This is a genomic window from Microcoleus sp. D3_18a_C4 (genome assembly GCF_036702415.1).
Taxonomy (GTDB): domain Bacteria; phylum Cyanobacteriota; class Cyanobacteriia; order Cyanobacteriales; family Microcoleaceae; genus Microcoleus.
In genome coordinates this window covers 13,114-34,363 of sequence record NZ_JAUBTI010000062.1, presented here as the reverse complement: position 1 = coordinate 34,363, position 21,250 = coordinate 13,114, and the positions used below count along the sequence as shown (strand labels likewise).

The 21,250-nt window shown below is 45.3% G+C and carries 20 protein-coding genes; 12 read left to right on the top strand and 8 right to left on the bottom strand.

Translation table 11 applies throughout. From position 1 onward, the window contains the following. Positions 1-42: 42 nt before the first annotated feature. From QUB16_RS22585 to QUB16_RS22560, 6 genes are all read left to right on the top strand, one after another. Positions 43-219 (top strand): hypothetical protein, encoded by a 177-nt coding sequence (locus tag QUB16_RS22585; RefSeq protein WP_333319559.1) that lies wholly within the window; start codon positions 43-45, stop codon positions 217-219. Between the two features lie 772 nt (positions 220-991). Further along, positions 992-3,700, top strand: coding sequence for a C2 family cysteine protease (locus QUB16_RS22580; RefSeq protein ID WP_333319557.1), 2,709 nt, complete (start codon positions 992-994; stop codon positions 3,698-3,700). Between the two features lie 273 nt (positions 3,701-3,973). After that, positions 3,974-4,435: a DUF3598 family protein gene (locus QUB16_RS22575; RefSeq protein WP_333319555.1), complete on the top strand. Its 462-nt coding sequence runs from the start codon at positions 3,974-3,976 to the stop codon at positions 4,433-4,435. 15 nt (positions 4,436-4,450) lie between these two features. Continuing rightward, positions 4,451-5,665 carry a DUF790 family protein gene (locus QUB16_RS22570; RefSeq protein ID WP_333319552.1) on the top strand — a complete coding sequence of 405 codons (1,215 nt, stop codon included), beginning with the start codon at positions 4,451-4,453 and terminating at the stop codon, positions 5,663-5,665. A 339-nt stretch (positions 5,666-6,004) separates the two neighbouring features. Beyond that, a complete protein-coding gene (locus QUB16_RS22565; protein WP_333319550.1) occupies positions 6,005-6,724 on the top strand; it encodes a DUF2786 domain-containing protein in 720 nt (239 codons plus the stop codon). A gap of 42 nt (positions 6,725-6,766) precedes the next feature. Further along, on the top strand, positions 6,767-7,369 hold the full coding sequence (locus QUB16_RS22560; protein ID WP_333319547.1) for a hypothetical protein: 603 nt from the start codon (positions 6,767-6,769) through the stop codon (positions 7,367-7,369). 108 nt (positions 7,370-7,477) lie between these two features. On the opposite strand, the gene QUB16_RS22555 is transcribed toward QUB16_RS22560, so the two are convergent. The 4 genes from QUB16_RS22555 to QUB16_RS22540 all read right to left on the bottom strand — a co-directional run bounded on the left by QUB16_RS22555 (position 7,478) and on the right by QUB16_RS22540 (position 11,966). Next, positions 7,478-7,771, bottom strand: a complete 294-nt coding sequence (locus QUB16_RS22555; protein ID WP_333086278.1) for a DUF2442 domain-containing protein — start codon at positions 7,769-7,771, stop codon at positions 7,478-7,480. 13 nt (positions 7,772-7,784) lie between these two features. Then, on the bottom strand, positions 7,785-8,045 hold the full coding sequence (locus QUB16_RS22550) for a DUF4160 domain-containing protein (protein ID WP_333319545.1): 261 nt from the start codon (positions 8,043-8,045) through the stop codon (positions 7,785-7,787). Between the two features lie 340 nt (positions 8,046-8,385). Continuing rightward, on the bottom strand, positions 8,386-10,263 hold the full coding sequence (locus tag QUB16_RS22545) for a tetratricopeptide repeat protein (RefSeq protein ID WP_333319543.1): 1,878 nt from the start codon (positions 10,261-10,263) through the stop codon (positions 8,386-8,388). Then, on the bottom strand, positions 10,260-11,966 hold the full coding sequence (locus QUB16_RS22540; RefSeq protein ID WP_333319541.1) for an NB-ARC domain-containing protein: 1,707 nt from the start codon (positions 11,964-11,966) through the stop codon (positions 10,260-10,262). Before QUB16_RS22540 ends, QUB16_RS22545 begins: the two co-directional genes overlap by 4 nt. Positions 11,967-12,066: 100 nt before the next feature. On the opposite strand from QUB16_RS22540, the gene QUB16_RS22535 reads away from it, so the two are divergent. After that, positions 12,067-12,402: a hypothetical protein gene (locus QUB16_RS22535; protein WP_333319539.1), complete on the top strand. Its 336-nt coding sequence runs from the start codon at positions 12,067-12,069 to the stop codon at positions 12,400-12,402. A 149-nt stretch (positions 12,403-12,551) separates the two neighbouring features. On the opposite strand, the gene QUB16_RS22530 is transcribed toward QUB16_RS22535, so the two are convergent. The 4 genes from QUB16_RS22530 to QUB16_RS22515 all read right to left on the bottom strand — a co-directional run bounded on the left by QUB16_RS22530 (position 12,552) and on the right by QUB16_RS22515 (position 15,481). After that, on the bottom strand, positions 12,552-13,112 hold the full coding sequence (locus QUB16_RS22530; protein ID WP_333319537.1) for a Uma2 family endonuclease: 561 nt from the start codon (positions 13,110-13,112) through the stop codon (positions 12,552-12,554). A gap of 357 nt (positions 13,113-13,469) precedes the next feature. Then, the gene (locus QUB16_RS22525; RefSeq protein WP_333285844.1) at positions 13,470-14,186 is read right to left on the bottom strand and encodes a GUN4 N-terminal ARM-like repeat domain-containing protein; all 717 of its coding nucleotides are present in this window, start codon (positions 14,184-14,186) and stop codon (positions 13,470-13,472) included. A 232-nt stretch (positions 14,187-14,418) separates the two neighbouring features. Further along, on the bottom strand, positions 14,419-14,991 hold the full coding sequence (locus QUB16_RS22520) for a hypothetical protein (protein WP_333319535.1): 573 nt from the start codon (positions 14,989-14,991) through the stop codon (positions 14,419-14,421). 286 nt (positions 14,992-15,277) lie between these two features. Beyond that, positions 15,278-15,481, bottom strand: coding sequence for a hypothetical protein (locus tag QUB16_RS22515; RefSeq protein ID WP_333147810.1), 204 nt, complete (start codon positions 15,479-15,481; stop codon positions 15,278-15,280). A gap of 1,076 nt (positions 15,482-16,557) precedes the next feature. Here QUB16_RS22515 and QUB16_RS22510 point away from each other — a divergent pair. The 5 genes from QUB16_RS22510 to QUB16_RS22490 all read left to right on the top strand — a co-directional run bounded on the left by QUB16_RS22510 (position 16,558) and on the right by QUB16_RS22490 (position 20,717). Further along, positions 16,558-19,194: an AAA-like domain-containing protein gene (locus QUB16_RS22510; RefSeq protein ID WP_333319533.1), complete on the top strand. Its 2,637-nt coding sequence runs from the start codon at positions 16,558-16,560 to the stop codon at positions 19,192-19,194. A 72-nt stretch (positions 19,195-19,266) separates the two neighbouring features. After that, a complete protein-coding gene (locus QUB16_RS22505; protein WP_333205661.1) occupies positions 19,267-19,521 on the top strand; it encodes a type II toxin-antitoxin system RelN family antitoxin in 255 nt (84 codons plus the stop codon). Beyond that, entirely contained in the window at positions 19,511-19,873 is a 363-nt protein-coding gene (locus tag QUB16_RS22500) for a type II toxin-antitoxin system RelE/ParE family toxin (protein ID WP_333319531.1), read from the top strand. The genes QUB16_RS22505 and QUB16_RS22500 overlap by 11 nt, the downstream gene beginning before the upstream one ends. A gap of 18 nt (positions 19,874-19,891) precedes the next feature. After that, on the top strand, positions 19,892-20,515 hold the full coding sequence (ruvA, locus tag QUB16_RS22495) for a Holliday junction branch migration protein RuvA (RefSeq protein ID WP_333147818.1): 624 nt from the start codon (positions 19,892-19,894) through the stop codon (positions 20,513-20,515). Positions 20,516-20,531: 16 nt separating this feature from the next. Continuing rightward, positions 20,532-20,717 (top strand): CRISPR-associated endonuclease Cas2, encoded by a 186-nt coding sequence (locus QUB16_RS22490; protein WP_333319529.1) that lies wholly within the window; start codon positions 20,532-20,534, stop codon positions 20,715-20,717. The last annotated feature ends 533 nt before the right edge of the window (positions 20,718-21,250 follow it).

The following is a 21,250-nucleotide window of genomic DNA, read 5'->3' as shown; positions in this document are numbered from 1 at the left end:
CGTTCTTCGCGACGAAGAACATCCCAACGCCGCTGAGGAGGAATGCAGCCTCACAAACCCCAAGTAAAAACAAAAATCGAACCGCCGCAGCCAGAATATCAGAAATTAGAAACTGTCAAACCGACACCCATTTACGGAGTTAATCGGGAGGCGACTAAAAAAGCAGCCGAATCACCAGCAAAATGGGGAGAAAATTATGACGAAGAAAATAAAGATTGAATATTGCCAACTTAGTGTATAGCCTTAGAATGCCAAATTCAGCTCCGTTAGCCCCTTTATGAAAAAGGCTCTTGAAAAATTTTGACCTCAAACTATACGGCTATTCTCGATTTGTAGTGGAAACGGTAGTGTAAGCGTCTCGCTCACGCAGGCTTTCGGGCCTTTACCACCGAAAGTTTTATTTTTATTATCACCTAAAACTCACGAGAGGCGGGGCTTTGGCAATCCTTACGGGTAGTTTATCGCCAGTGTGCCATTTGCGACACTGATTTTTGGGAAGCTTAGGAGTTTGACGGGGCTGTCACCCCGTGAACCCATACAGTGTTTACTTTTCCAACTGATTCAGCAAGCCTTAAATAATTATACAGATTGCCTAGTCATCTATCTAAGGTATGATATTTGTGTAAAATAAGAGTTAATAAAGATGCAATAGCTCATCAATATTGTCGTCAGCAACTCCTAAGTAGACGAATAAATTGGCTGTTCTGAATTGGTGGTGGAAAGGGTAGTGTGAGCGTCTCGCTCACGCAGGCTTTCCGGGCTGTAGCACGGGAAGTTTTATTTTTATTATCACCTAAAACTAACAAGAGCCAACTACAACGTCTGCCGGACTTTATCCTCGAACGTAGTCAAGGACAGACAAGCGAGATCGAGGGGGTATTTCAGCGGGATTTGGGCTCAATAACTAATTCACAGCTCTAACTAATTCCTAGGTATTGCTGGTGGGATTTCTCCTGTCTTCGTACATTCATCTTTAAGGGTTCATATACTCATGTCATCCAATAACTTGTTTGATTTGACCAGCGGTGTCGATATTTTTACGATCGATACCAAAGTTCCGGCCGGTTTTGGGATTCGAGCGCTCGCAGGAGCAGATTTCATTGTCGGCTCCGATCGCCCGGATTGTGTTTATGGGAACGATGGAGCGGACTCGATCGCCGGTGGAATCGGGAACGACAGCCTACAAGGCGGACGCGGAGCCGATCTGCTATTGGGCAATGCTGGAGATGATTATCTCCTGGGAGAACGCGGTAATGATGTTGTCTATGGCGGTCAAAACAACGACACATTACTCGGTCAAGAGGGAGACGATTTCCTAGCCGGGGGTGCTGGAGTTGATAGTCTAATTGGTGGCGATGGTTCCGATGCTTTTGTCTTGGATGTCGCTGATGCTATAACTAATCCGGCTCTCGCCGATACGATCGCCGACTTCAGCGATGAAGAGGGCGATGTTATTGCTCTGACGGATGGAGCAGGCGATGCCCTGACTGAAGCCGACGTAACGCTGGAAGCCAATGGAGCCGACACTTTCATTCGGTTGAAAGCAACTGGTGCGATCTTGGCGCGGGCGCTGGGAGTCAGCCCCGATCGCCTGACAGGCTTATTCAGTACCGTCAAAGCGACACTGGACGATACGGAAGCGGGAGCTACAGCGCTGGGTTCAGTGCCCGGGGGAGCTAACCTTCAGGGAGCAGTGAGCGATGAAGATTATGCCGACTTTTTCCAATTCCAGGTAACGGAAACGAGCATTGTTAACTTTGGCTTGAGTGGCTTGAGCGCAGATGCGGATCTGGCACTCTATCAGGATTTGAACGACGATGGGGAATTGGGAGGAGATGAAATCATCTCTTCCTCGGCAAAATCGGGCGCTGCGAATGAAACCATCGAGAACGTCACCTTAGATCCGGGTAAATATTTCCTATCGGTGGAGGCATATGAAGGCAACACCAACTACAGCCTGAGTTTGGCCGGTGTTGCCGGAACTGTAGCCCCCGATCGGGCGGGCGATCGACCCAGCACGGCACGCCTGCTGTCGCCAGACGGTGAAGTGGAATTGCACGATTATGTGGGCGGCACTGATGCAGTGGATGCCTATCGCCTGGAAGTGCTCAACGCGGGGTATTTGGATCTGTTTACCGATTACCAGGAGGCGGATCTAAATTTGACCGTCTGGAGCGATCGCAATAGCAACAACCAGTTGGATGCGGATGAGATTTTTGCCCAGGGGACGAATGAAATCCAGGAAGATAACATCAACCCCGGTACCTATTACGTCAATGTCACCGCCCCAGGGGCGGCAACGCCCTACAAAATTGCTGCCATTTCCGAACCGGGCAGCCGGGTGGACATTGAACACTATGACCCGCTTTTCCCGGGCATCCCCACAGCCGGCACCTTGACTCAAAACGATGACTTCGATCCCAACGATCTGGAAAACTATGCCGATCCCTATCTCCTGCCGGAACTGGGTGCTGGGTCAACGGTGACTGTGACTCAAGAATCGGAGGATTTCGATGCTTATCTAACGGTGGTGGATCTGCTCACGGGCGAAGTGGTCGTTGAAAACGATGACATTAACACCAGCGACGGAGACTTCAATGCCCAGGTGAGTTTCACCACGGAACAGGGGGGTCAATATGTGGTGTTTGCCTCCAGCGTGGATGCTCCGGGTTTGGGGGACTATACTCTGAATGCGACGGTGACGGGGACTTCGGTGGCAAACGTGGTACCCAGTGCGGGTGCTGACACTCTGTTGCCCCCACCCCTCTTTCTCGAAAAGGGGCAGCGGGCTGATACCGGTCTCCAAGAAGATACGGCTCATGAATTAGTCTATGCCCCTCTAACGGGCGGTCTAGCCCTGCCGATTCAACTCCCTGCCCTGAACCAAGGACAATTCGGCAACTGCGCCTTTCTTGCAGCCCTGGCGGCCACGTTCGGCAAGATCGAAGATCCCAGCCAGGCTGCCTCCAAGCAGAGTGTAGTGCTCAACAATCTCATTACGAGCGATGGTAACAACTATACCCTCCAGTTCTACAACTACGTAACAGGCCAACCGCGGACGGTCACCGTGGACAACCAGGTGGTGACCAACAAAGATTTAGTGTTTGGGGTGAAGTGGAACCCGGATGACGTCAAGCCGAGCCAAGCGTCGGGGCAACCCATCTGGGCCCCCATTTTTGAACGTGCTTACGCCAAGTTCCGGGGTGAGGAGACCGGTCGCAATGGCTATGATGCGACAGGGAATGGCGATCTAGCGGGGATTGCCCTCAAACGGGTCACGGGTAAGGGGACCGAAGAGATTGTGTTGAAGCCCTCCGAAGCGGCTCCACAATATTCTTTGATAGAGTTTTCAGATGAGGAGGGCGAAGGTAATCTATTAGGAAGTATTACGCGCGATCAAACTTTTCAACGGATTCAAGATACCTTGAATCAGGGTCGCTATGTCGCGGCTGGGACAGTCCCTGATGCCGAGAAGCGATCTGACAATGTGTTGGTTGGTGGTCATGCCTACAGTATCCACAATGCCTATGAGACTAATGGCCAAAAGATGCTCCTACTGCGGAACCCCTGGGGGACAGACAATGGAAAGGGCGCCAGGGCATCGGAAGATCCGAGTTCTAACACTAAGGATGGGTTTGTGGCCATCACCTTCGATCGGTTTTTGGAGAATTTTGGTCTGGTGAGTCTGTCCAAGCCATAGTACCGATCGCTTGTTCACAATCCAACTGTTAAGTTGGAAAATATTTAGGTTGGGTTTCGCGAAAGGAGACCCAACCTAGTAAACGGCTGTTCGGTTTCCGATCGTCAACTCAACCTACGAAATAGGTTCCTACTCATACCGACACGCAATTTTAGGCTGCACCTCCTAAATTAGAGGTCTTTGAGTAATATCCTCTTCTATGATTTTGGCTACAGTAAAATTAGATGAAGCTGGAATAAAATATCATCAACAACTAATTTACATTGCCTAAAAATGAGCGAAACTGCACAAATAACTAACTTTAAAGTTTTCCCCCAACATACAGGAGTTTGGGAGGGAGACTGGACAAGACTCGATGCAGACTGCAAGGAAACCATGCGTTTTACAGCCGTGTTAACCCAGAAAATTGTTGACAACCAGTGGAGGCAAACTAACGTTCAAACTTATGCTAACGGCAAGAGTGAAACCCAAAATTTTGTTGGTCATGTTGTCGGTGAAGGGCAAGTGCAAATTGAAAGTCCAGACTCGGTTTTTTCCAACTACAAGACACTAGCGACAGAAGTTGGAGAGAATTTGATAATTTTTCAAATATGGGACAAAGCAACTGGCATTCTGAGGGCTGTTGAAACCATCAATCTCGTCAGTTCCGATCGCCGAATTCGGACTACCCAAAGCTTGACAGAAGAGGGAAAACTTAGGGGAGTTATGGTGATTGTTGAACAAAAAATTGAGTAAAACTTTTCACTGCTTATGTTACCCACTGATTTATTAAGTCACCGCCAAAACGGGGAATCAATCATCCCTCTCCGCCTCAAGATAGATGCTAAAAACTTAGAAGCAGCTACCGAAACGATCGACTGCTTTCAAGAGTCGATCGGCAAAACCCAAGGCGAGCTCGACGGACGCTTGCTAGAATTAGAAGGCGACAGCCCGGATTATCGGCTGAAACGGGGATTAGCGCACCTGCTGAAAAGCGGTTTCTGCACCTTAGAAGTCATCAGTCCCCTAGAACCCTCAGAGTTGAGACAGCGGGTTTTTGCATTGTCGGCGCGATCGACTCCCAGCCCTCAATCCACCCAATTAACCCTGGAAAAAGTAGCAACTGAGCTCAGCCAAGAGTTAAACAGAGAAGTTTTGCCTCACGAAATCACTACAGGTTTATACGCCGATTTAAACGAAAACAAAATCCTCACAGAGTTTAATGCACCAACACCCGAAAACTTGCTTCACAAATACAATCTTTCTCAAGTACAAGGCATATTTTACCGAGCAAGTCAAGTCCAATTAACCGCCCACCGCAACGATCCAGGAGAATACAAACTCTTATTTCGCTATCTGAAACTATTTCAATTAATGACTTACATTGAAGGCGATGCAGACCACGGTTTTACACTGACAATAGACGGCCCTACAAGCTTATTCAAACCCAGCACCCGCTACGGCTTAGCCCTGGCGAAAATGCTGCCGGCACTTCTGCACGTCACCAAATGGAGTATGCACTCGACACTGCACACAAAAGATCCTTTTAGTGGCGTTTTGAAAACAGGTAAATTTACCCTTAATTCCGACTGCGGTTTAGTCAGCCACTATCCCCCTGGCAAGCCTTATGATAGTATGTTAGAAGCAGCATTTGCTGAAAGATGGAATTCCACAAAAACCGAGTGGCAACTAGAGCGAGAAGTTGATTTAATTCCCATTCCAGGTAGCGTGATGATTCCCGACTTTCGGTTAGTGCATCCCGACGGGCGAGTGTTTTTATTAGAAATAGTTGGCTATTGGCGGCCGGAGTATTTGCAAAAGAAATTTGCACAAGTACAGAAGTCTGAATGCGATAACTTGATTTTAGCTATTTCCGAACGGCTGAATTTAGAAAAAGCCGGAGTGAATGTAAATGACGTGCCAGCAAAAGTAGTCTGGTTTAAAGATAAATTGCTGCCCAAATCAGTCCTAGAAGTCCTCGAATAGTAACCAATCCGCCCATCAGTTGCAAACTTCTTTCTTTCATTCTCTCTCTCTGCGCCCTCTGCGCCCTCTGCGGTTCAAAAAAATCCTCCTCAAAAAATCTCGCACATTCCCAGCTATACTAATACCAATTTTTTATGAGGCCCCGTAGAATCCGATCCCCCCTAGCCCCCCTTAATAAGGGGGGGACAAGATTCCGATCAAAGTCAACCCCTACTCCCCAACAATCAGGGGGATGAGCGGGGGATCGAGATATGTGCAACTTCACATTAAATTGGTATAAAATAGGAATTCACCCAAATCCTTGCCACCGCTTACTCTCACCCTAAAACCGATTGAAAAATGGCAGACACAAGTATTGTCGAAAGAATCAAAAAGCTGTTAGCCCTCGCCACCTCATCAAATGAAAACGAATCGACTGCAGCAGCCGAAAAAGCTTCCCTTCTACTAGCCCAGTACAATCTCAGCCTCGCCGATTTAGGGCCAAATCACCAAGAAGAGATTGACGAAGACTCAGTTGAAACAACATCGAAATTTGTCACTTGGAAAATGATGCTGCTTTCAGGAATTGCCGACGCTAACGGTTGCACTGCCATGCGAAATACTTATAATGGCAGTATGTTTTTGGTGGGAACTTATACAAACCTGATTGTTTGCAAACATCTGTACGAGTATTTGAGTTCTGCGATTGAAAAAAGGGCTAAATACCGCAAAGGAAACGGCAGGGGGTTGGCGTATCTGAATGCTTTTCGGGTTGGATGCGCGACAAGGTTGAGACAAAGATTGTTGGAACAAAAACAGGAGATGGAAGAGTCGGGGATTCCGGGTTCGGGGGATGTGGCGGCGACTCCAGGGATTGTTGTGCGATCGATGTTTGAGAAAAATCAACAGGCGATCGCCGATTATCTAGAGGGCCGAGGGGTTAAAATTAGAACGAGAACAGATTCTCAAGTCAGCAGCGAGGCCGGTTTTAATTCCGGGTATGAAGTGGGCGACAAAATTAGTTTGCACAAGCAAGTACAGCCTGAAGAGGGACAAAAACAACTCAATGAATCTCTGTGAGTTTAAGTATAGTTAGCCATTCAATTTATACTGTTAATCCCTATGCCCTACAGTTCTTTCACCACAATCGGTAAAGTCAAGGAATCATTTAATCTAACCACTGTAGAAGCAGTTCGTTTTTTGCCTAACATTGACCCTATTTCCCCCTCACAAACACTGACTGCCTTTTTGGAAGAAAGCCTGCCGTTTGCCTCATCCGCCAGCGAAAAAGCTCGTTCTGAGGGAATTATTTTCCCTGTTTTGCTAGAAGCGAGACGAATTTTACAGCGGCGAGTCAGCTTATTTTCTGGAGAAGACTTCACAGTAGACGAATCAATAGGACTGAACGGCGTGTGTGATTTTCTCTTTAGCCGTTCCGAAGAAATTCTAGAAATCGAAGCACCGGCCGTCATCATTGTGGAGGCAAAAAAATCTGACCTCAGAACAGGATTCGGGCAATGTATTGCTGAAATGGTGGCAGCACAAAAATTTAATGAGGCTAAGAAAAAGCCGATTGCCATAATTTATGGTGTGGTAAGCAATGGCACTCAGTGGCGATTCCTCAAACTCGAAGGGCAAACTGTGACAATTGACTTGATTGATTATCCACTTCCTCCTGTGGAGCAAATTTTGGGGTTTTTGGTATGGATGGTGCGGGAAGGTTAGCGGGCTGACGGGGAGACAACCCATCAGAGCACAGATAGAATCAAGGACATACAGCCCTTGAAAAAGATGGTAGATAATTATTGACGAGCATTACCAATGCGTCACAGCTTATGTTTTTTCGCTCAGTAATTGTCCCTTCAATTCCTGAAATTTATTTTCGCTTGGGTGAGATTGAAACCAGAGAGAATCGGCACAAAATTCTATTTCTCCAGGCCATTGAATGTATCGACCATTCTCGCCAATAGAAACTTGGGCAAAAAATTCAGCATCGGCAAGCTTGGCTAAAATACCACCTGTCTCAATTATCGGGTTAAAATCAACAACTATACTACCACCATTTGCATAATCAATATGCAATTTATGTTCGTTTTCTATGGTAATTTTTTTGATTTGATACAGCATATTAATTTTTCCTTTATTCCAAGGGAGCAATTGGCGATGGTTGTTCACCTTGACGGCAACGGTTCCAGTTTTCCGATAGTTCTTCTTGATGAAGTGCTGTCCATTCCAAAATCATCGACCTGACACGATTTGGTGCTTTACCTTCAAGAATAGTAATAGGAGAAATACCTACGATTAATTCATATTCTCCGTAGATAGCATGAAAATGAGGTGGTACGTGGTCGTTGTAAAACATCCTGATTAGGATACCGTAAAACTGAGAAATAACTGGCATTTGAGCTAACTTTTTCAATTATCAAGGTGGTATTGACGATCGCCTAACTATTATATTATCAGATTTACGGTTCTCTTGGATTTATGGCGATAGCGTTAGCGTAGCGTGTAGCAGACGCTTCGCTGCTGCACGTAGATTGAGAAGTGTCTGCGAATGGCGATCGCTCTTAGTCATTTTGAGGAATATCGCTATTGCATCTTCTATGTAGATAGCCACACATCATAAGTCATGTTTGTTCCGTCAGTAATCGTTTCTTTAATTCCTGACACTCTTTTGCTAGGGGGATGCCTAATTCTGTGGCGATGGAGAGGGCGCGATCGCCCGAATAAAAAAATTAACCTCACTCAAATTTTGATTTTTTGTCTACATAATTGCCATAATTAGATTTAGTCGATAGAGCTTTTTTGGCAGAAAAGCATATTTGTAGAATTTGCCAAAGTAAAATGCTAAAAATAATGCTAACGCCGATGGTAATTCCCATAAATATAATAATTGATATGAGAGCAGAGACTGCCCCACCTACCATCAGTATTATTGATAATAAAATTATCGAAGGTATAACTAACCAGTGTTTAAAACTAAGTTGAAATAAAGCATCCCATAGTTGACTATATTTTTCTGTCTCGGCATAAATAAATACTAAATCAATCAATATTGCTATCTCTCTTCCGCGTTCTCCTAATTCTTTGGCTATTGGTAAAGCTTGCTTATAAAATTCAATAGCTTTGGTTTTGTCTTGCAGCTTTTTATGATTAGAACCCAAACGAGCCAATGCTACTGTTTCCATTTGGCGATCGCCAGTCTGTTTTGCAACTGACAACATCTGCTCGTAACAATTGTTTGCTTTTATGTAATCTTTTTGCTCAGAGTAAATACCTCCCACACTAACCAGAGCCAAGATTTCCGCTTCACTGTTATTGACTTCACTTAGAAGAATTAATATTAGCTGATAATACTCTATAGCTTTAGGATAGCTTTTTAGTTCCTTATAAGCTTCTGCAATACCCAATAATACAGCTATTTCTCCCTGGTTGCCCATCTGTCGCACAATTGGTAAAGCCTGCTGATAGCACTCAATTGCTTTGACATAATCTTTTGAAGCTACATAAGTTGTTCCCAGACCAAACAAGACCAAAAACTCTCCTTCAATGTCGCTTTTTATTTGTCGCACAATGCTCAAACTTGCCTGGTAAAAATTAATGGCTCGATCGTAATCCCCTTGTAGGTAATAAATCCATCCCAAATCTGCTAGTGCCTGTCTCTGACCCAATGGGTCTTGTCTTTCTTTTGCTTTTGATAAATGCTGATTGTGACACTCAACCGCATTAGTATAATCTTTGAGACGGCGGTAAAATGCACCCACATTCATAAAAGACTTTTCCACACCTTTACTGTATTGAATGTCTTGCATTATATTCATGCTTTCCAGTAGGCATTGCATAGCTGTAGCATATTCTTTACGAGAGCGGTAAACCACTCCTAAACCTCCTAATGCTGCTCCTTCAAGTTGGCGATCTGAAATTTCGTGTGCAATGAGTAAACCTTGCTTTAAATACTCTATTGCTTGAGTAGAGTTACCCTGGATATGGTAAAAACCGCCCAAATTTGTTAGTGCCACGCCTTCCATACGACGGTCTGGGATTTGCCGTGCAATAGCTAAACTATCCTGATAGCAATTCATTGTTTTGGAAAACTTTCTTTGAGATAAATAAGTATTTCCGAGACTTGCCAAAACTATCCCTTCTAAATGGCGGTCTTGAGTTTCCAGTGCAATACTCAAGGCTTGCTGATTGTATTCAATCGCTATTTCATATTTTCCTAAAGCTTGATACGCATTTCCCAGACCATTTAAAAAAGCCGAATTAACTCTTGGCGATGTCAACTTATGTAAAATCAGGTTATAAACTTCGATTTGTTCTAAATAGTATCCCCAATTACCCAGTTGATTGTGTAAAGTTTGATTTGTTTGTGTATCTAAAGAAGTAAAAAGGATTTCACTAGCTCTTTCCCAGTCTTCCACTTCGCAGAGATGGTAGAACGCTTCCAGATAGCGCCGCACTTTGTCTAAATTGGTAGCATCAGGTGGTGGATCGTCCTCAACCGTGAGGTAGTATTGTACTGCGGTGTATCCGGCAATTTGCTCAATCGGAACTTCATCTATATCGATTCCTAGCTTGGCAAAAAGCAATAGCCCTGAACTTAATTCATTAATCGTCATAGTGACTTAACCTCATGTTTCAAAGTTTGCACTAACTTTTTATAGTGTTCTAGCGCCACACTGCGAACTAAATTGTGTTGCCCTAAAACCCGCTTATTATTGTGATTAACTGATTCCTCAAGTAGGTAGCGATTGCACAATTCCTCTAGAGCTTTGTCTTTCCGCACTTCGCTACACTCTTGAGCTTCTAAACGCTTCACCAAGTTTACTAACTGCATCAGCCACCCCTCCTCTTGTACTGGAGCGCGATACACAGAAGCCGCACAAAGCAATATATAAGCGTCCTTGACCTGCTTTTCCAATCGGTCAAATACAATTTGCAAACGTTTTTTGTTCACTTGATATCGCACTTCCCTTGTGAGTTTATGTAACTCCCACTCGTCTTTTTCTCCCAAAACTTTTCCTTGCTCTGCCTCTGCTAGAGCCTTTTCTACGTCTTTTATCTTGTCGCAGATATCATTCCAGTAGGCTTGCACATTCCCATTAAAAGGCTCATTTTTAATTTCCCCGCTAATTACCCGCAAAACTAGAGGATGACCCTTGTAAGCTTTGCCAATTCTCAACAATAGAAGTCTATTCGCTAACTCAGGACTAATATCTAGCCCTGTTGTCTTGAATAATGCCACCTGCTCCGATTCGTCCAGCCCGTACAAGATTTGTTGATGCCAGAAATTCTTGTAACGGAAATCTACCAAATTAACTGGGCGATCCTGTGATGTGATGATTAACCGACTTTGGAAAGATTCTGCTGATAATACGGTCAAAAATAATTTTTCCCACCACTCATCGACGAAATCACCCCAGCCTCCTTCTTGATTTTCCTTTAACAGGTTCTCCAGAGAATCAATCAGCACAAGCACCTGATTCTCGCGCAGGTGTTTCACTAACTTGTCAAACAATCGTTCTGGCTTGTTATCTTCTGGTGAACCTTCCCCATACCACTCGTATAGCCAATTCTTGGCGACACTAACAAAGTCTGTGGCTTTCCCCTTGTCAAAATTTGCTATCCGCCACCTGTTCTTCCAATCTTCCTGTAACCAGTCTTGTAACTCCACTGCCAATCTTTCAGCCAGGGCAGTTTTACCTATGCCTGTTAAACCGAGGATGAGTAATAAGCGACACGACCCACGAAGCCGATCGCTCAGTTGTTTGACCAGCTTCTCGCGACCTTCCTCACCACCTACCCAGAAAGAGTCATATTGTGAAAACTCTGGAATTGCCTTTGTCTGTGGCAATAGGTTATTGTCAACCTGCACTTCCGAGTCATCTATCCCCACACCCTTATAAAGTGCAACAAAGTTATCTTGCCGAATTGCCCGCCCGCCTTCCAACCTCTGCACGGTCGATTGATCGACACTGGTGCTTGGGTTTGCGATTTTCGGTTCCTCACCACCTACCCAAGTCTCATCATCATAGACTGATGGCTGCGATTCGTTAATCCCTTGAGAATTACCAACACCTATCAACTCAGGCATTGACTTGGCAAACAGAGCAATTAACCCTGGTAGTTTACGTTCTCTTTCATCTTGAATCTCAAAGCACCTATAAAGCTGTCTCAAATTCTGCTGTACAGCATCTGTGCTCCCATCACAAATATCACAGGCAATTTTTGCCTTACTCTCACCCGCTAACACTCTCAAGAGTACCTGCTGGCGCTTGGAAGGTAGTGTATCGAAAATCTCTCTGATTCTTTTGGTATCCATATTAGGCGTTTCTCATAAAAATGAGATTTGTCTCACTACCAATATATGAGATTCCTAGCTGTCATGCTTAAAAAGTCAACCCACAGAGGAAACTTTCATTATGACAAGTCTCAATAATCGACAATCACTGAATTTCCCCATTCAACTAGAACTACCTCTAATGCCTCAGAAAATAGATCCACTCAGCCAAATGGAAGAAGCAATTCAAAGTATGCTAGGTCTGACATGGAAAACTGTGCTGCTTCACATATCACCACGCAGCGCTAAAGAACTGATGCGACAGCACGGAAAACTGATTGCTATCCATGATGGCGAAGCCCGGATTAAAGTCTCGTCAACACCACTTTTGCTAATGGCAATTCAAAAACTTCCCGATGTTGAATCAGCCTTCAGCAAAGCTTTTGGGACAAAAGTCAAAATCCGTCTAGAAGTGTAAGTGATATCGTTTTCGGTGACAGTGTATTATTCAATGCTTTGCCCGCGTGCGGTGCGTGACAGTCAATAGTCCCACCGCCGCGAGTTAAAGTTTTCCCGTGGTCACGCACCCTACGACTGATATCTTGCACAGAGTACGATCGCCCTCAATCAATCAATCAACTCCGCCTCTTCAAAAATCTGTCTAGTCGTCAACTCCAAACCCGGCAGCAACTCATCCACAATCGGTGTATTATCCGTATAAACTTGACTAGAACCATCGGGGAAAAAGCTTTTTATTAAAATAGCTTCTGGCTCAATCACCCAAACTCGCGGAACTCCCGCCGCCAAATAATCTTTCGCCTTCTCTTCAAATTCCTTCATACTTTGATCCGGCGATATAATCTCAATCACCAGTTCAGGAATTGCGGGACAAGCTTCATTTCGCCGCCAACTTTTCGGCAGACGTTCATAAGAAATGTACGTTAAATCGGGAACAGGTGCCCAATCTTTATCCTGACGTTTTAACAAAATTGCCCATTCTGGAAGCACTCGCCCGCGTCCTTTACACCATACACGAATCAGGCCACACAAAGCTCCCTGTAAACTGGAATGAAAAAATTTTGGAGACACTTTAGGAACTGCTTCACCATCTACAAACTCACAATATATATCTGGGTCGGGCAAAGCTAGAAATTCTGCTAAAGTGAGTTTGGTTCCCATGCCTACCATGACTCCCAGCCCTCTCGCTAATTAACTCCTATCATGTCCGATCGCTCACCCATAATACATTTGCCGGGGCGGGTTTGTGAGATTGTCCGTTTTTGGCAAATATTATTGGTGAACCCGCCCCTACAGGAATCAGGGTAATCGACCGGACATTATATCAAATATCAATTATACAAAATTTCCCAACTTTTCTAGAAGTACGATCGCCCCTGGGCCTCTATGCCAAAAGTGGAACAGGCGTCCCGCCTGTGAATCTCTGTGAATTTCTGCGCCTCAAAAATCCCAATCCCAATTCCCCAAAAACAATAGCGGGGCAGGCCATCCAGCCCGCCCCGCATTCTCCAAAAGCCCCAAAACCATTCACTTCAACCAGGCAGGATGAGCCATCAAAGCTGCAAACGGCTGCACTCCTCGCAACTGATTTGACAGCGGCAAATGCCCTCTCGGCGCGCTCAAATCCCAGATAAACTCTTGCGGATACCGCGTCCAATTATTCCCCTTTTTCCAGCCAATTAGCGGCCACAATTTATCCCAATTCTTGCCCGATCCGAGCCAAATTTCCCGCTGCACCGAAAAGCCAAATTTGCCTTCGGAATGAACTTTCCACAGCGTATTAATTGTTTGCAAATCCGTTACGGGCAAACTCTCAACTTGGGTAAAATACAGCCACTTTCTCACAGAAGCTGTATCACCAGCCAATTCACAAAGCTTGTCTAAAGTCAAGCGATCGGCTTCTTGAAATTCCTGTAACGCCAATAATTGTTGCAGCGGAGTGTAATCAATGTTAGAGTCCGATCGCAGCGGCACAACCCCAGTGGGAAAATTCGCTTGCAAAAACTCCGCCGCTCTCGGAGAATTAGCAGTGTAAAGAATTTGGTAAGCCTTACCCATTACCGCAGTCGGTGCCTCTGACTTGCGCTCTAATAAAAATTCCATCAATACATCCCAACCGGAATCTGCTATTTGTTGTTGTAGCAGTTGCAGTTGAGCTTTTTCCGAACCCGACCTCAACTGAGAGCGGAGTTCGGCTGTATCGGCCGCCGAGTCTAGAGGAGAAGTAGAAATCGAGTCAGTCATGAGAAACTATCAGCTATCAGCTATCAGCTATCAGCTATTAGCTGAAGCCCTGGTTTTCCCCCATTGTACAATGGTACTGACTCCGATTCACTTCTCTGTACTCGGATGCCTGCGCGCAACGCCGCCTGGTTTAGCCTCACGCCCGCACACTTTTCGCCAATGGCAGCAATCGCAAATAAGTCTACCATCTGAAATTTACGATCGATGCCATGTCAAAGAGTTTTTCCTGAACCTAGTCGTCCACGATAGAAACCCATGCAGAGAAGGAAGGCGGAAAAAAGTTTATGTCATATTCCGACTCTTCCCACTCTTTGACCCAAAGCGGCACGGCGCCTGGGCGAGGAGTTGCAGAAAAGGTGCGTTCTTTGACTTCGATCGAGTGAAATAGCTGTTTTAAAGTATCTCCCCGATCCAAAGCTTCGCTGAGGATGTCGTCTAACTCAGGATCGACCCGTTTGACACGGTTTTTGTCCTCCTCCAGCCACAGAAGTTTCAAAGACTTCAGATCCCTCGGACTGAGGATGCTCTTGTAGTACACGCGCTTAAGGGTCGCTACGGGCTCCAATGAGCGTTCGATCCTGCGAATTTGCTGAACTCGCAGGTAGTGCCATTCCGCTAAACGCTTGCTTTCCGAAGGCGGGAGAGTACCCTTGCCCGCTGCGTGTTTGTAGTCGTATTTAATCAAACTGCAAGCCATATTGGCTAGCAGGTGAATCAACTGTTTTTCTTTGGGTGTTGCCTGACGCCGTTCCTGGGTTCTTGTCAATACGCGCTGTCTGCGGGTAGTTTCGAGAGTATTTTCCATTAGGTTTTTACGAGATGAAATACGATTGTGCCAGATCCAAATCCCGAACATCAGAAGGTAAGGAAGTTGATAGGCGGGGAAACTCCACCGACAGACTCGCCTTACCTGTTTATTTTCCCATTCACCGTTCTCTGAAACTGACCCCCTACGGGATTAGGTAGACTGATATTGGGATCTAGTTTTAACCGCCTCGATTAAAGGCCGTTGCGACAACAAACACCACCACAACTACAACCACAACCACAACCGCACTCCGGGGGAACCACACAAGAGCGCCAATTATTTCCTAGCCTTTACCGGTTTTTACCTCTTCTTGCTCCCCATCCTCATTCGTTCCAGTGTAGTTAAAGTCGGGACGACTCTCCCAAGCCGTCAAACTCCTGGCTGATGAAGGTTGTGGAGCGAGCGCCGAAGCGCTGGCGCTGCCTGCCTGGAAAAAGCCGAAGCCAGCCGAGGCAATTACCCCTAATACTAAGATGCTGTTTTTCATGTTCGATGACCCTGATTTGCGTAGATTGGCACTTCTTGGCTAACCCGATATATCAGAAATGGGTTGATGCAATAACCCACTTGTCTTCTGATAAATCTGCCTGCCATAATCAATTCAGACAGGCACACCCGCTTGCGATCGGAAACGCCGGAAGTGACGTGTTACTAACGTCCACGATCATCCACCAACCTGATTTTTTTGGGTAGTGGAGCGAAAGCCATCAGGGCGTCGATCCATCAGGGAGTTATGCCATCAGGGTGCTAATCCATCGGGTAGTTAAGCCATCAGGGCGCATCTTCTACAATTAGCCACCGACTTAACTTTTATAGTTGAGTGAGTGGTTAGCCTGGTACTGACAAAGCCTTTAAGAATTAAACTTTTTGTGGATGCATCCTGAAAAGTTTGTTCTTAGGAATCCCCGAAGGCGAAAGCTCGGGGAAAGTCAGCAGCATGGAATTCCATGCAATCTAAGTCAACTAAAAAAACGCAGATTAACGATATCTCCCACTCAAGCAGTCCTCAGCCCAACGCTGGGGTTTTTTATTGGCAGCCATTGCGAGCGCCTTTTTCTCCGGCATTCGGCAGGCGGATCTGAAGACAGAAGGTTGACGGCGCTGTGGTTATGAGTTTCCCTGCCAACATCATACCACCGGGTGAAATTTAAAGTATTATTGTAAAAAAATGTGAAAAAAAGGGCGTTTTAGCGTTTTGTCACTCGATCGAGTGAAAATTCATTTAATTATGTGAACGAGTGTAAAAAATCAAGTGGCGGAGTACAATTGGGCCGATCGTAGGATTTGGGGGGAACGCTTGCAAAGATACGGTAAAGATTGATAAGGAGAAAGCTGAGCTAGTAGACAATAGAGAAAGAGGAACAAAAATTTCCCACCATAGTAAGGCTGATTCAAAAAAACCATGCAAATGCAACAGGCAAACTCCAAACCCTTATTGAATAAGCCATTGCCCAATCTAAAATCTAAAATCTAAAATCTAAAATCGTATAAGCGGGCAATAACTCCAATTCGGAACCTTTCGATCGCACAGCAGAGGGGCGTAAAATCTTGATGAATTCCCAGATGACAGCAGAAGTCCACTCAACGTACCAATATCAAGTCGGAGGATATTTGCCTGCCGGTGCGCCCACCTATGTCCGGCGATCGGCCGACAGCGAACTCTACGCAGGACTCAAAGCCGGAGACTTCTGTTACGTGTTGAGTGCGCCGCAAATGGGAAAATCCAGCCTGCTAGTGCAAACGGCCAAAAGGTTGCAAGCCGAAGGTACAGTTTTTGCCGCCATCAACTTGAGAAGCATCAGCAGCCCAGATATCTCCCCCCAAAAGTGGTATGGCGGAATCATGTACCGCATGGCAAGCAGTTTACACATCACAAACAGGTTTGATGCCATCAAGTGGTGGAACGATCGCGAACTGCTATCCCCGGTGCAGCGATTGGAAATATTTATCGAAAAAGTTTTGCTCAAGTCACTTCAGCAAAATCTGGTAATTTTCCTAGATGACATTGACAGCATCAGCAGCCTAAATTTCAGTACCAGCGATTTTTTTGCTTTGATCCGGGCTTGTTACTCTAAGCGGGCAGAGCAACCGGAATACGAGCGCCTGACTTTTGCTGTTATGGGAGTAGCAGCCCCCTCAGAATTGATCCGAGATCCAAGATGCAACCCTTTTAATATTGGACGGCAGATTCATTTAAGTCGATTCCAACTGCATGAAAGTTTGCCGCTAGCAAAAGGATTAGCCCTGAAAGCTTTTCGCCCCCAAAAAGTGCTCCAAGAAATATTAGCTTGGACGGGCGGCCAACCGTTTCTAACTCAAAAAGTTTGCCAATTGGTACTTGAATACGGGCCTTTCATTGGCAGAAATTCCGAAGCTAAGCAGGTTGAAAAACTGGTCAAACACAGAATTATTACAAATTGGGAAGAAGAAGACGAACCCCAACATTTGACAGCAATTCGCGATCGCATTTTCCATAACCACTGCGACCTCACGCGGCTGTTAACGCTGTACCAGCAAGCTTTGCAACCGCCCCAGCCCACAAAATCCGGGGAATCGCAGGGAGTACCAGCAGATTACTCTCCCGAAAAACTCGAATTGCAACTGTCAGGACTGGTTGTTAAATCTCACGGTAAATTAATAGTTGCCAACCTAATTTATCAGTCAGTTTTTAATCAATTTTGGGTGGAAAAAGAGCTGGGAAAATTGGCTCCGTACCGCTTGGCGCTAGCAGCATGGCTGGCTTCAGACCGCGAAGATGAATCGCTGTTATTGACAGGGGAAAGTTTGCAGTCAGCTTTGGATTGGGCTGCGGACAAACAATTAAGCCAAGAACACTATTGGTTCTTGAATCCCGATCGAACTTTTGGGGAAAAACCGACAGTTGTTGTCGCACAAGTTGCAGACAGCAGCGTAGACACAGATGCAGGCAGCAGCATCCTCACCCCGCCCTCAGACAGTGTTCCAATTGGCAGCAACGAACAGAGATTGTACGATCACATCGTCTCCTGCGTGGAAACAGAATCCCCCGCACAGGTGATCGAGCGGTTCCGAAAGCTATTTATCGACGGCATGGGCTATCCCGATCGAGCAATTGAAGCAACTTTGTACAGTATAGTCTCCGTCAAGCGATCGGATCAGGACTTTAAATATCTCCTCCACCGCTGCTGCTACATCCCGATCAACCGCTGGCAATTGCATTCCCAAAACCAATTTGCGATTGCCAAGTTGGTAGCTTTATTTAAGCAGACTTCTCCCCGATTCGGGATGGAATTTTACATAGTCAAGCGCTTACAAGAACAAATAAAATTATTTACGAAAAGTGACGAATTCCAGACTATAGAGCGCTTAGTAAAAGCCTTAGATAAAGAGGCGGAACAGCAGCAACAAGATACAGATTCTCCTTTGGGCGAATTGATCTGTCGGTATCCTTATTTGTACGGCTATTCTCTACTGAGCAAGGACAGCATTGAGGAAGACCAACAAACCATCCAAAAACTGGCATTTCAAAGACAGCGACAATTTGAAACACATTTGTCTAAATATTTGAATTATATGGTTGAGCCGAGAAATACAGAAATAGGAATTGTCCAGCGAGCGGCTAATCCCACACTTTTGAACGATGCAGAACTGCACTTAGCGGTGAGGGAATTTGCCGGAAAAGTAGCAGGCGATCGCAGCTACAAAGAAGCGGCTCAATTTTTCCTAAGAGATTCCCGACAAACTCCATCTTACGCTTCATTTAAAGTGGATTTATATGAATATTTAATATCGTCGATCGAACCAGAATACGGGGGGCGTCAATTTAATGACCGTTTGTACAAACAAATCAAAAATACATTGCGAGAAAATGACTCGGTGAAATTCAATAATCCATTGTTAGTTCGTACTTGCCACCAGTTGTTCAACTTCTTAGTAGTGGAAAATTCCCAACATCCCAGCCACTACGTTTTTTACGATTTAGTGTACAACCTCGGCGCCAGCAGGACAATGGGTTTACTGCTGAAACTTGTACTGCTTTCGGGCAAAGTCAAACCAGAGTTGGAAAAGCGATTTTCTATTTTGTTTAATCACTATGAAGGTAAAGCTTCTAATGAAATTATGTGGTTTGTCAAATCCTTGGAAAATTTTAATGTGGCTTTAGTTGTGAATTTTGGTAAGACGGATTTGTCTTTGGTTAAACAGCAGCTTATTTTGAGTTGAGAATAACAAAATCGATCGAACTCGAACAGGGTTATATAATAGTATTAATTTAAAAAAATCCAGGAGAAACCAATGAAAGCCTTTGAAGTCACAGGAACGATCGACGAAAAAGGTCAATTAATTCTCGATCGACCTTTAACCGCAGAAACTCCCGGCCGCGTGCGAATCATCGTTCTTCTTCCCGAACCTACAGATGAAGATGAAGACGACCCCGACGATACTCCAGTTGCAGAAATAAAAGCCAGCCTCAAAAGAGCGTTGCAGGAAGCTAAAACAGGGCAGCGAATACCTCTTTCTCAAATGTGGGAGGGCATCGATGTCGAATGAATCCGAGCTCGTTCAGATCGATTTAACGCCTGAGTATAAGCGAAATTTGCGTGAATTATCCAAACGATTTCGCCAAATCCGGCTAGATACTCTGCCAGTGATAGAGCAACTACAGGCTGGCAATTTTATTGGCGATCGCATTCCCGGAATGGGCGAAGATTATATCATCTTAAAAGTCCGGGTGAAAAACAGCAACATCCAAAAAGGAAAAAGTGCAGGATATCGCATGATTTATCAGATTGAATCGCCCGTCAGCGTACTTTTGTTAACCATTTACTCAAAATCAGATCGCACAGATATCAGCCTCAACGAAATCCGCAACATCATCGCCGAGTTTGACGAAAACGAATAGCGGTGTATTATAAACTCTATGATTAGCTATCTCAAAGGCACAGTAGCCGATATCGCCAAAGGCAGCAACCGCGTCATATTGACTCTCGAAGTCAATCAAATCGGCTATGAAATCCAAATTTTGCCCCGCGTGACCGGTCAATTGCCAGCATCCGGCGAAGTCGCCCAAATTTTTACCCACCAGCAAGTTAAGGAAGACCAAATCGTATTGTACGGTTTTGGCAGCGCGGCAGAACGCGATTTGTTTCGGCAGTTGACGAGTGTCAGCGGTGTGGGTGCTCAACTGGCGATCGCACTTCTCGATACTTTAGGATTGCAAGATTTAGTCCAGGCGATCGTCGGCGGTAACACCCGCATCCTCGCCAAAACCCCAGGCGTGGGTACCAAAACCGCAGAACGTCTCGCCCTGGAACTCAAAAGCAAACTCTCGGAATGGCGACAGCAAGCAGGTTTGACAACTTCAGTCGCCGCCGGAGTCCCCCCAGCTATTCAAGAAGAAGTCGAGATGATCCTGCTGGCGATGGGATACACTGCGGCTGAAGTGTTGCAAGCGCTGCAAACCCTCAGTCAAGACAGCACTTTGGCCGCCAAAGGTGATGCTGATGATTGGATACGTGAGGCGATCGCCTATTTGAGCCGATAGTTTTCTGGTCAATACTATGGTTTTTGAGTGTGCCCTGTCTCAGCGTCAGTTTGAAGAGTTTCGCACTCGCCTGCGGGGACGGGTCAATTTGGATGAAGATAACATCCGTTTTTATGCTTTGTCAACGCGGGCGATCGGGCAGGTAGAAACTTGGGGTTCTGGCCCGCCGGTGACTCAAGCGCCAACTTCGATCGTTGTCTAAAGTATTTTTTTTGACAATTGACAGCCAGGGAAATCTAGGTTAATATTACGCCATTGCTAAATTGTGATTGTAAATCACACAAGCCAATACAAACTTGTCGTGTTAATTACTATCTAAATAAACAGCACCAGTACCTAGAAAATTAAATAGATTAGAGCAGTGTTTTAGCGCTTCAATCATTTAGCTGTGCGATCGCCTCGCTAAATGGCTGAAACACCGATTCTCTCGTATAGGCGGCCGTTCTATTGTGCAGTAAGGGTTTCAGCGATTTTCGGCAGCCAATTTTCGGCTCTAAGTGAGCTCAGCATCAGAGGCGGTCGCAAACGGCTTCTGGAGCCTTTACTGGGCACTGCTTCCACAAGGATTGAAACTTGAATAGAAACTAAATAATTATCTAAAAAATTGCAAAAAAAGGCAACGCCACCATCCACCAAAAAAACTTGAATAGAAACTAAATAATTATCTAAAAAATGTCGAACAAATTCTTTGCATAGATGGTGTTACTTTATTTAGGTCGGTTTGTGATTTATCTA

Bases quoted from the DNA above. Each gene is read 5' to 3' on its own strand.
- QUB16_RS22585 (WP_333319559.1), top strand. From the start codon at position 43: ATGCAGCCTCACAAACCCCAAGTAAAAACAAAAATCGAACCGCCGCAG.
- QUB16_RS22580 (WP_333319557.1), top strand. From the start codon at position 992: ATGTCATCCAATAACTTGTTTGATTTGACCAGCGGTGTCGATATTTTT.
- QUB16_RS22575 (WP_333319555.1), top strand. From the start codon at position 3,974: ATGAGCGAAACTGCACAAATAACTAACTTTAAAGTTTTCCCCCAACAT.
- QUB16_RS22570 (WP_333319552.1), top strand. From the start codon at position 4,451: ATGTTACCCACTGATTTATTAAGTCACCGCCAAAACGGGGAATCAATC.
- QUB16_RS22565 (WP_333319550.1), top strand. From the start codon at position 6,005: ATGGCAGACACAAGTATTGTCGAAAGAATCAAAAAGCTGTTAGCCCTC.
- QUB16_RS22560 (WP_333319547.1), top strand. From the start codon at position 6,767: ATGCCCTACAGTTCTTTCACCACAATCGGTAAAGTCAAGGAATCATTT.
- QUB16_RS22555 (WP_333086278.1), bottom strand. From the start codon at position 7,771: ATGCTGTATCAAATCAAAAAAATTACCATAGAAAACGAACATAAATTG.
- QUB16_RS22550 (WP_333319545.1), bottom strand. From the start codon at position 8,045: ATGCCAGTTATTTCTCAGTTTTACGGTATCCTAATCAGGATGTTTTAC.
- QUB16_RS22545 (WP_333319543.1), bottom strand. From the start codon at position 10,263: ATGACGATTAATGAATTAAGTTCAGGGCTATTGCTTTTTGCCAAGCTA.
- QUB16_RS22540 (WP_333319541.1), bottom strand. From the start codon at position 11,966: ATGGATACCAAAAGAATCAGAGAGATTTTCGATACACTACCTTCCAAG.
- QUB16_RS22535 (WP_333319539.1), top strand. From the start codon at position 12,067: ATGACAAGTCTCAATAATCGACAATCACTGAATTTCCCCATTCAACTA.
- QUB16_RS22530 (WP_333319537.1), bottom strand. From the start codon at position 13,112: ATGGTAGGCATGGGAACCAAACTCACTTTAGCAGAATTTCTAGCTTTG.
- QUB16_RS22525 (WP_333285844.1), bottom strand. From the start codon at position 14,186: ATGACTGACTCGATTTCTACTTCTCCTCTAGACTCGGCGGCCGATACA.
- QUB16_RS22520 (WP_333319535.1), bottom strand. From the start codon at position 14,991: ATGGAAAATACTCTCGAAACTACCCGCAGACAGCGCGTATTGACAAGA.
- QUB16_RS22515 (WP_333147810.1), bottom strand. From the start codon at position 15,481: ATGAAAAACAGCATCTTAGTATTAGGGGTAATTGCCTCGGCTGGCTTC.
- QUB16_RS22510 (WP_333319533.1), top strand. From the start codon at position 16,558: ATGACAGCAGAAGTCCACTCAACGTACCAATATCAAGTCGGAGGATAT.
- QUB16_RS22505 (WP_333205661.1), top strand. From the start codon at position 19,267: ATGAAAGCCTTTGAAGTCACAGGAACGATCGACGAAAAAGGTCAATTA.
- QUB16_RS22500 (WP_333319531.1), top strand. From the start codon at position 19,511: ATGTCGAATGAATCCGAGCTCGTTCAGATCGATTTAACGCCTGAGTAT.
- ruvA (WP_333147818.1), top strand. From the start codon at position 19,892: ATGATTAGCTATCTCAAAGGCACAGTAGCCGATATCGCCAAAGGCAGC.
- QUB16_RS22490 (WP_333319529.1), top strand. From the start codon at position 20,532: ATGGTTTTTGAGTGTGCCCTGTCTCAGCGTCAGTTTGAAGAGTTTCGC.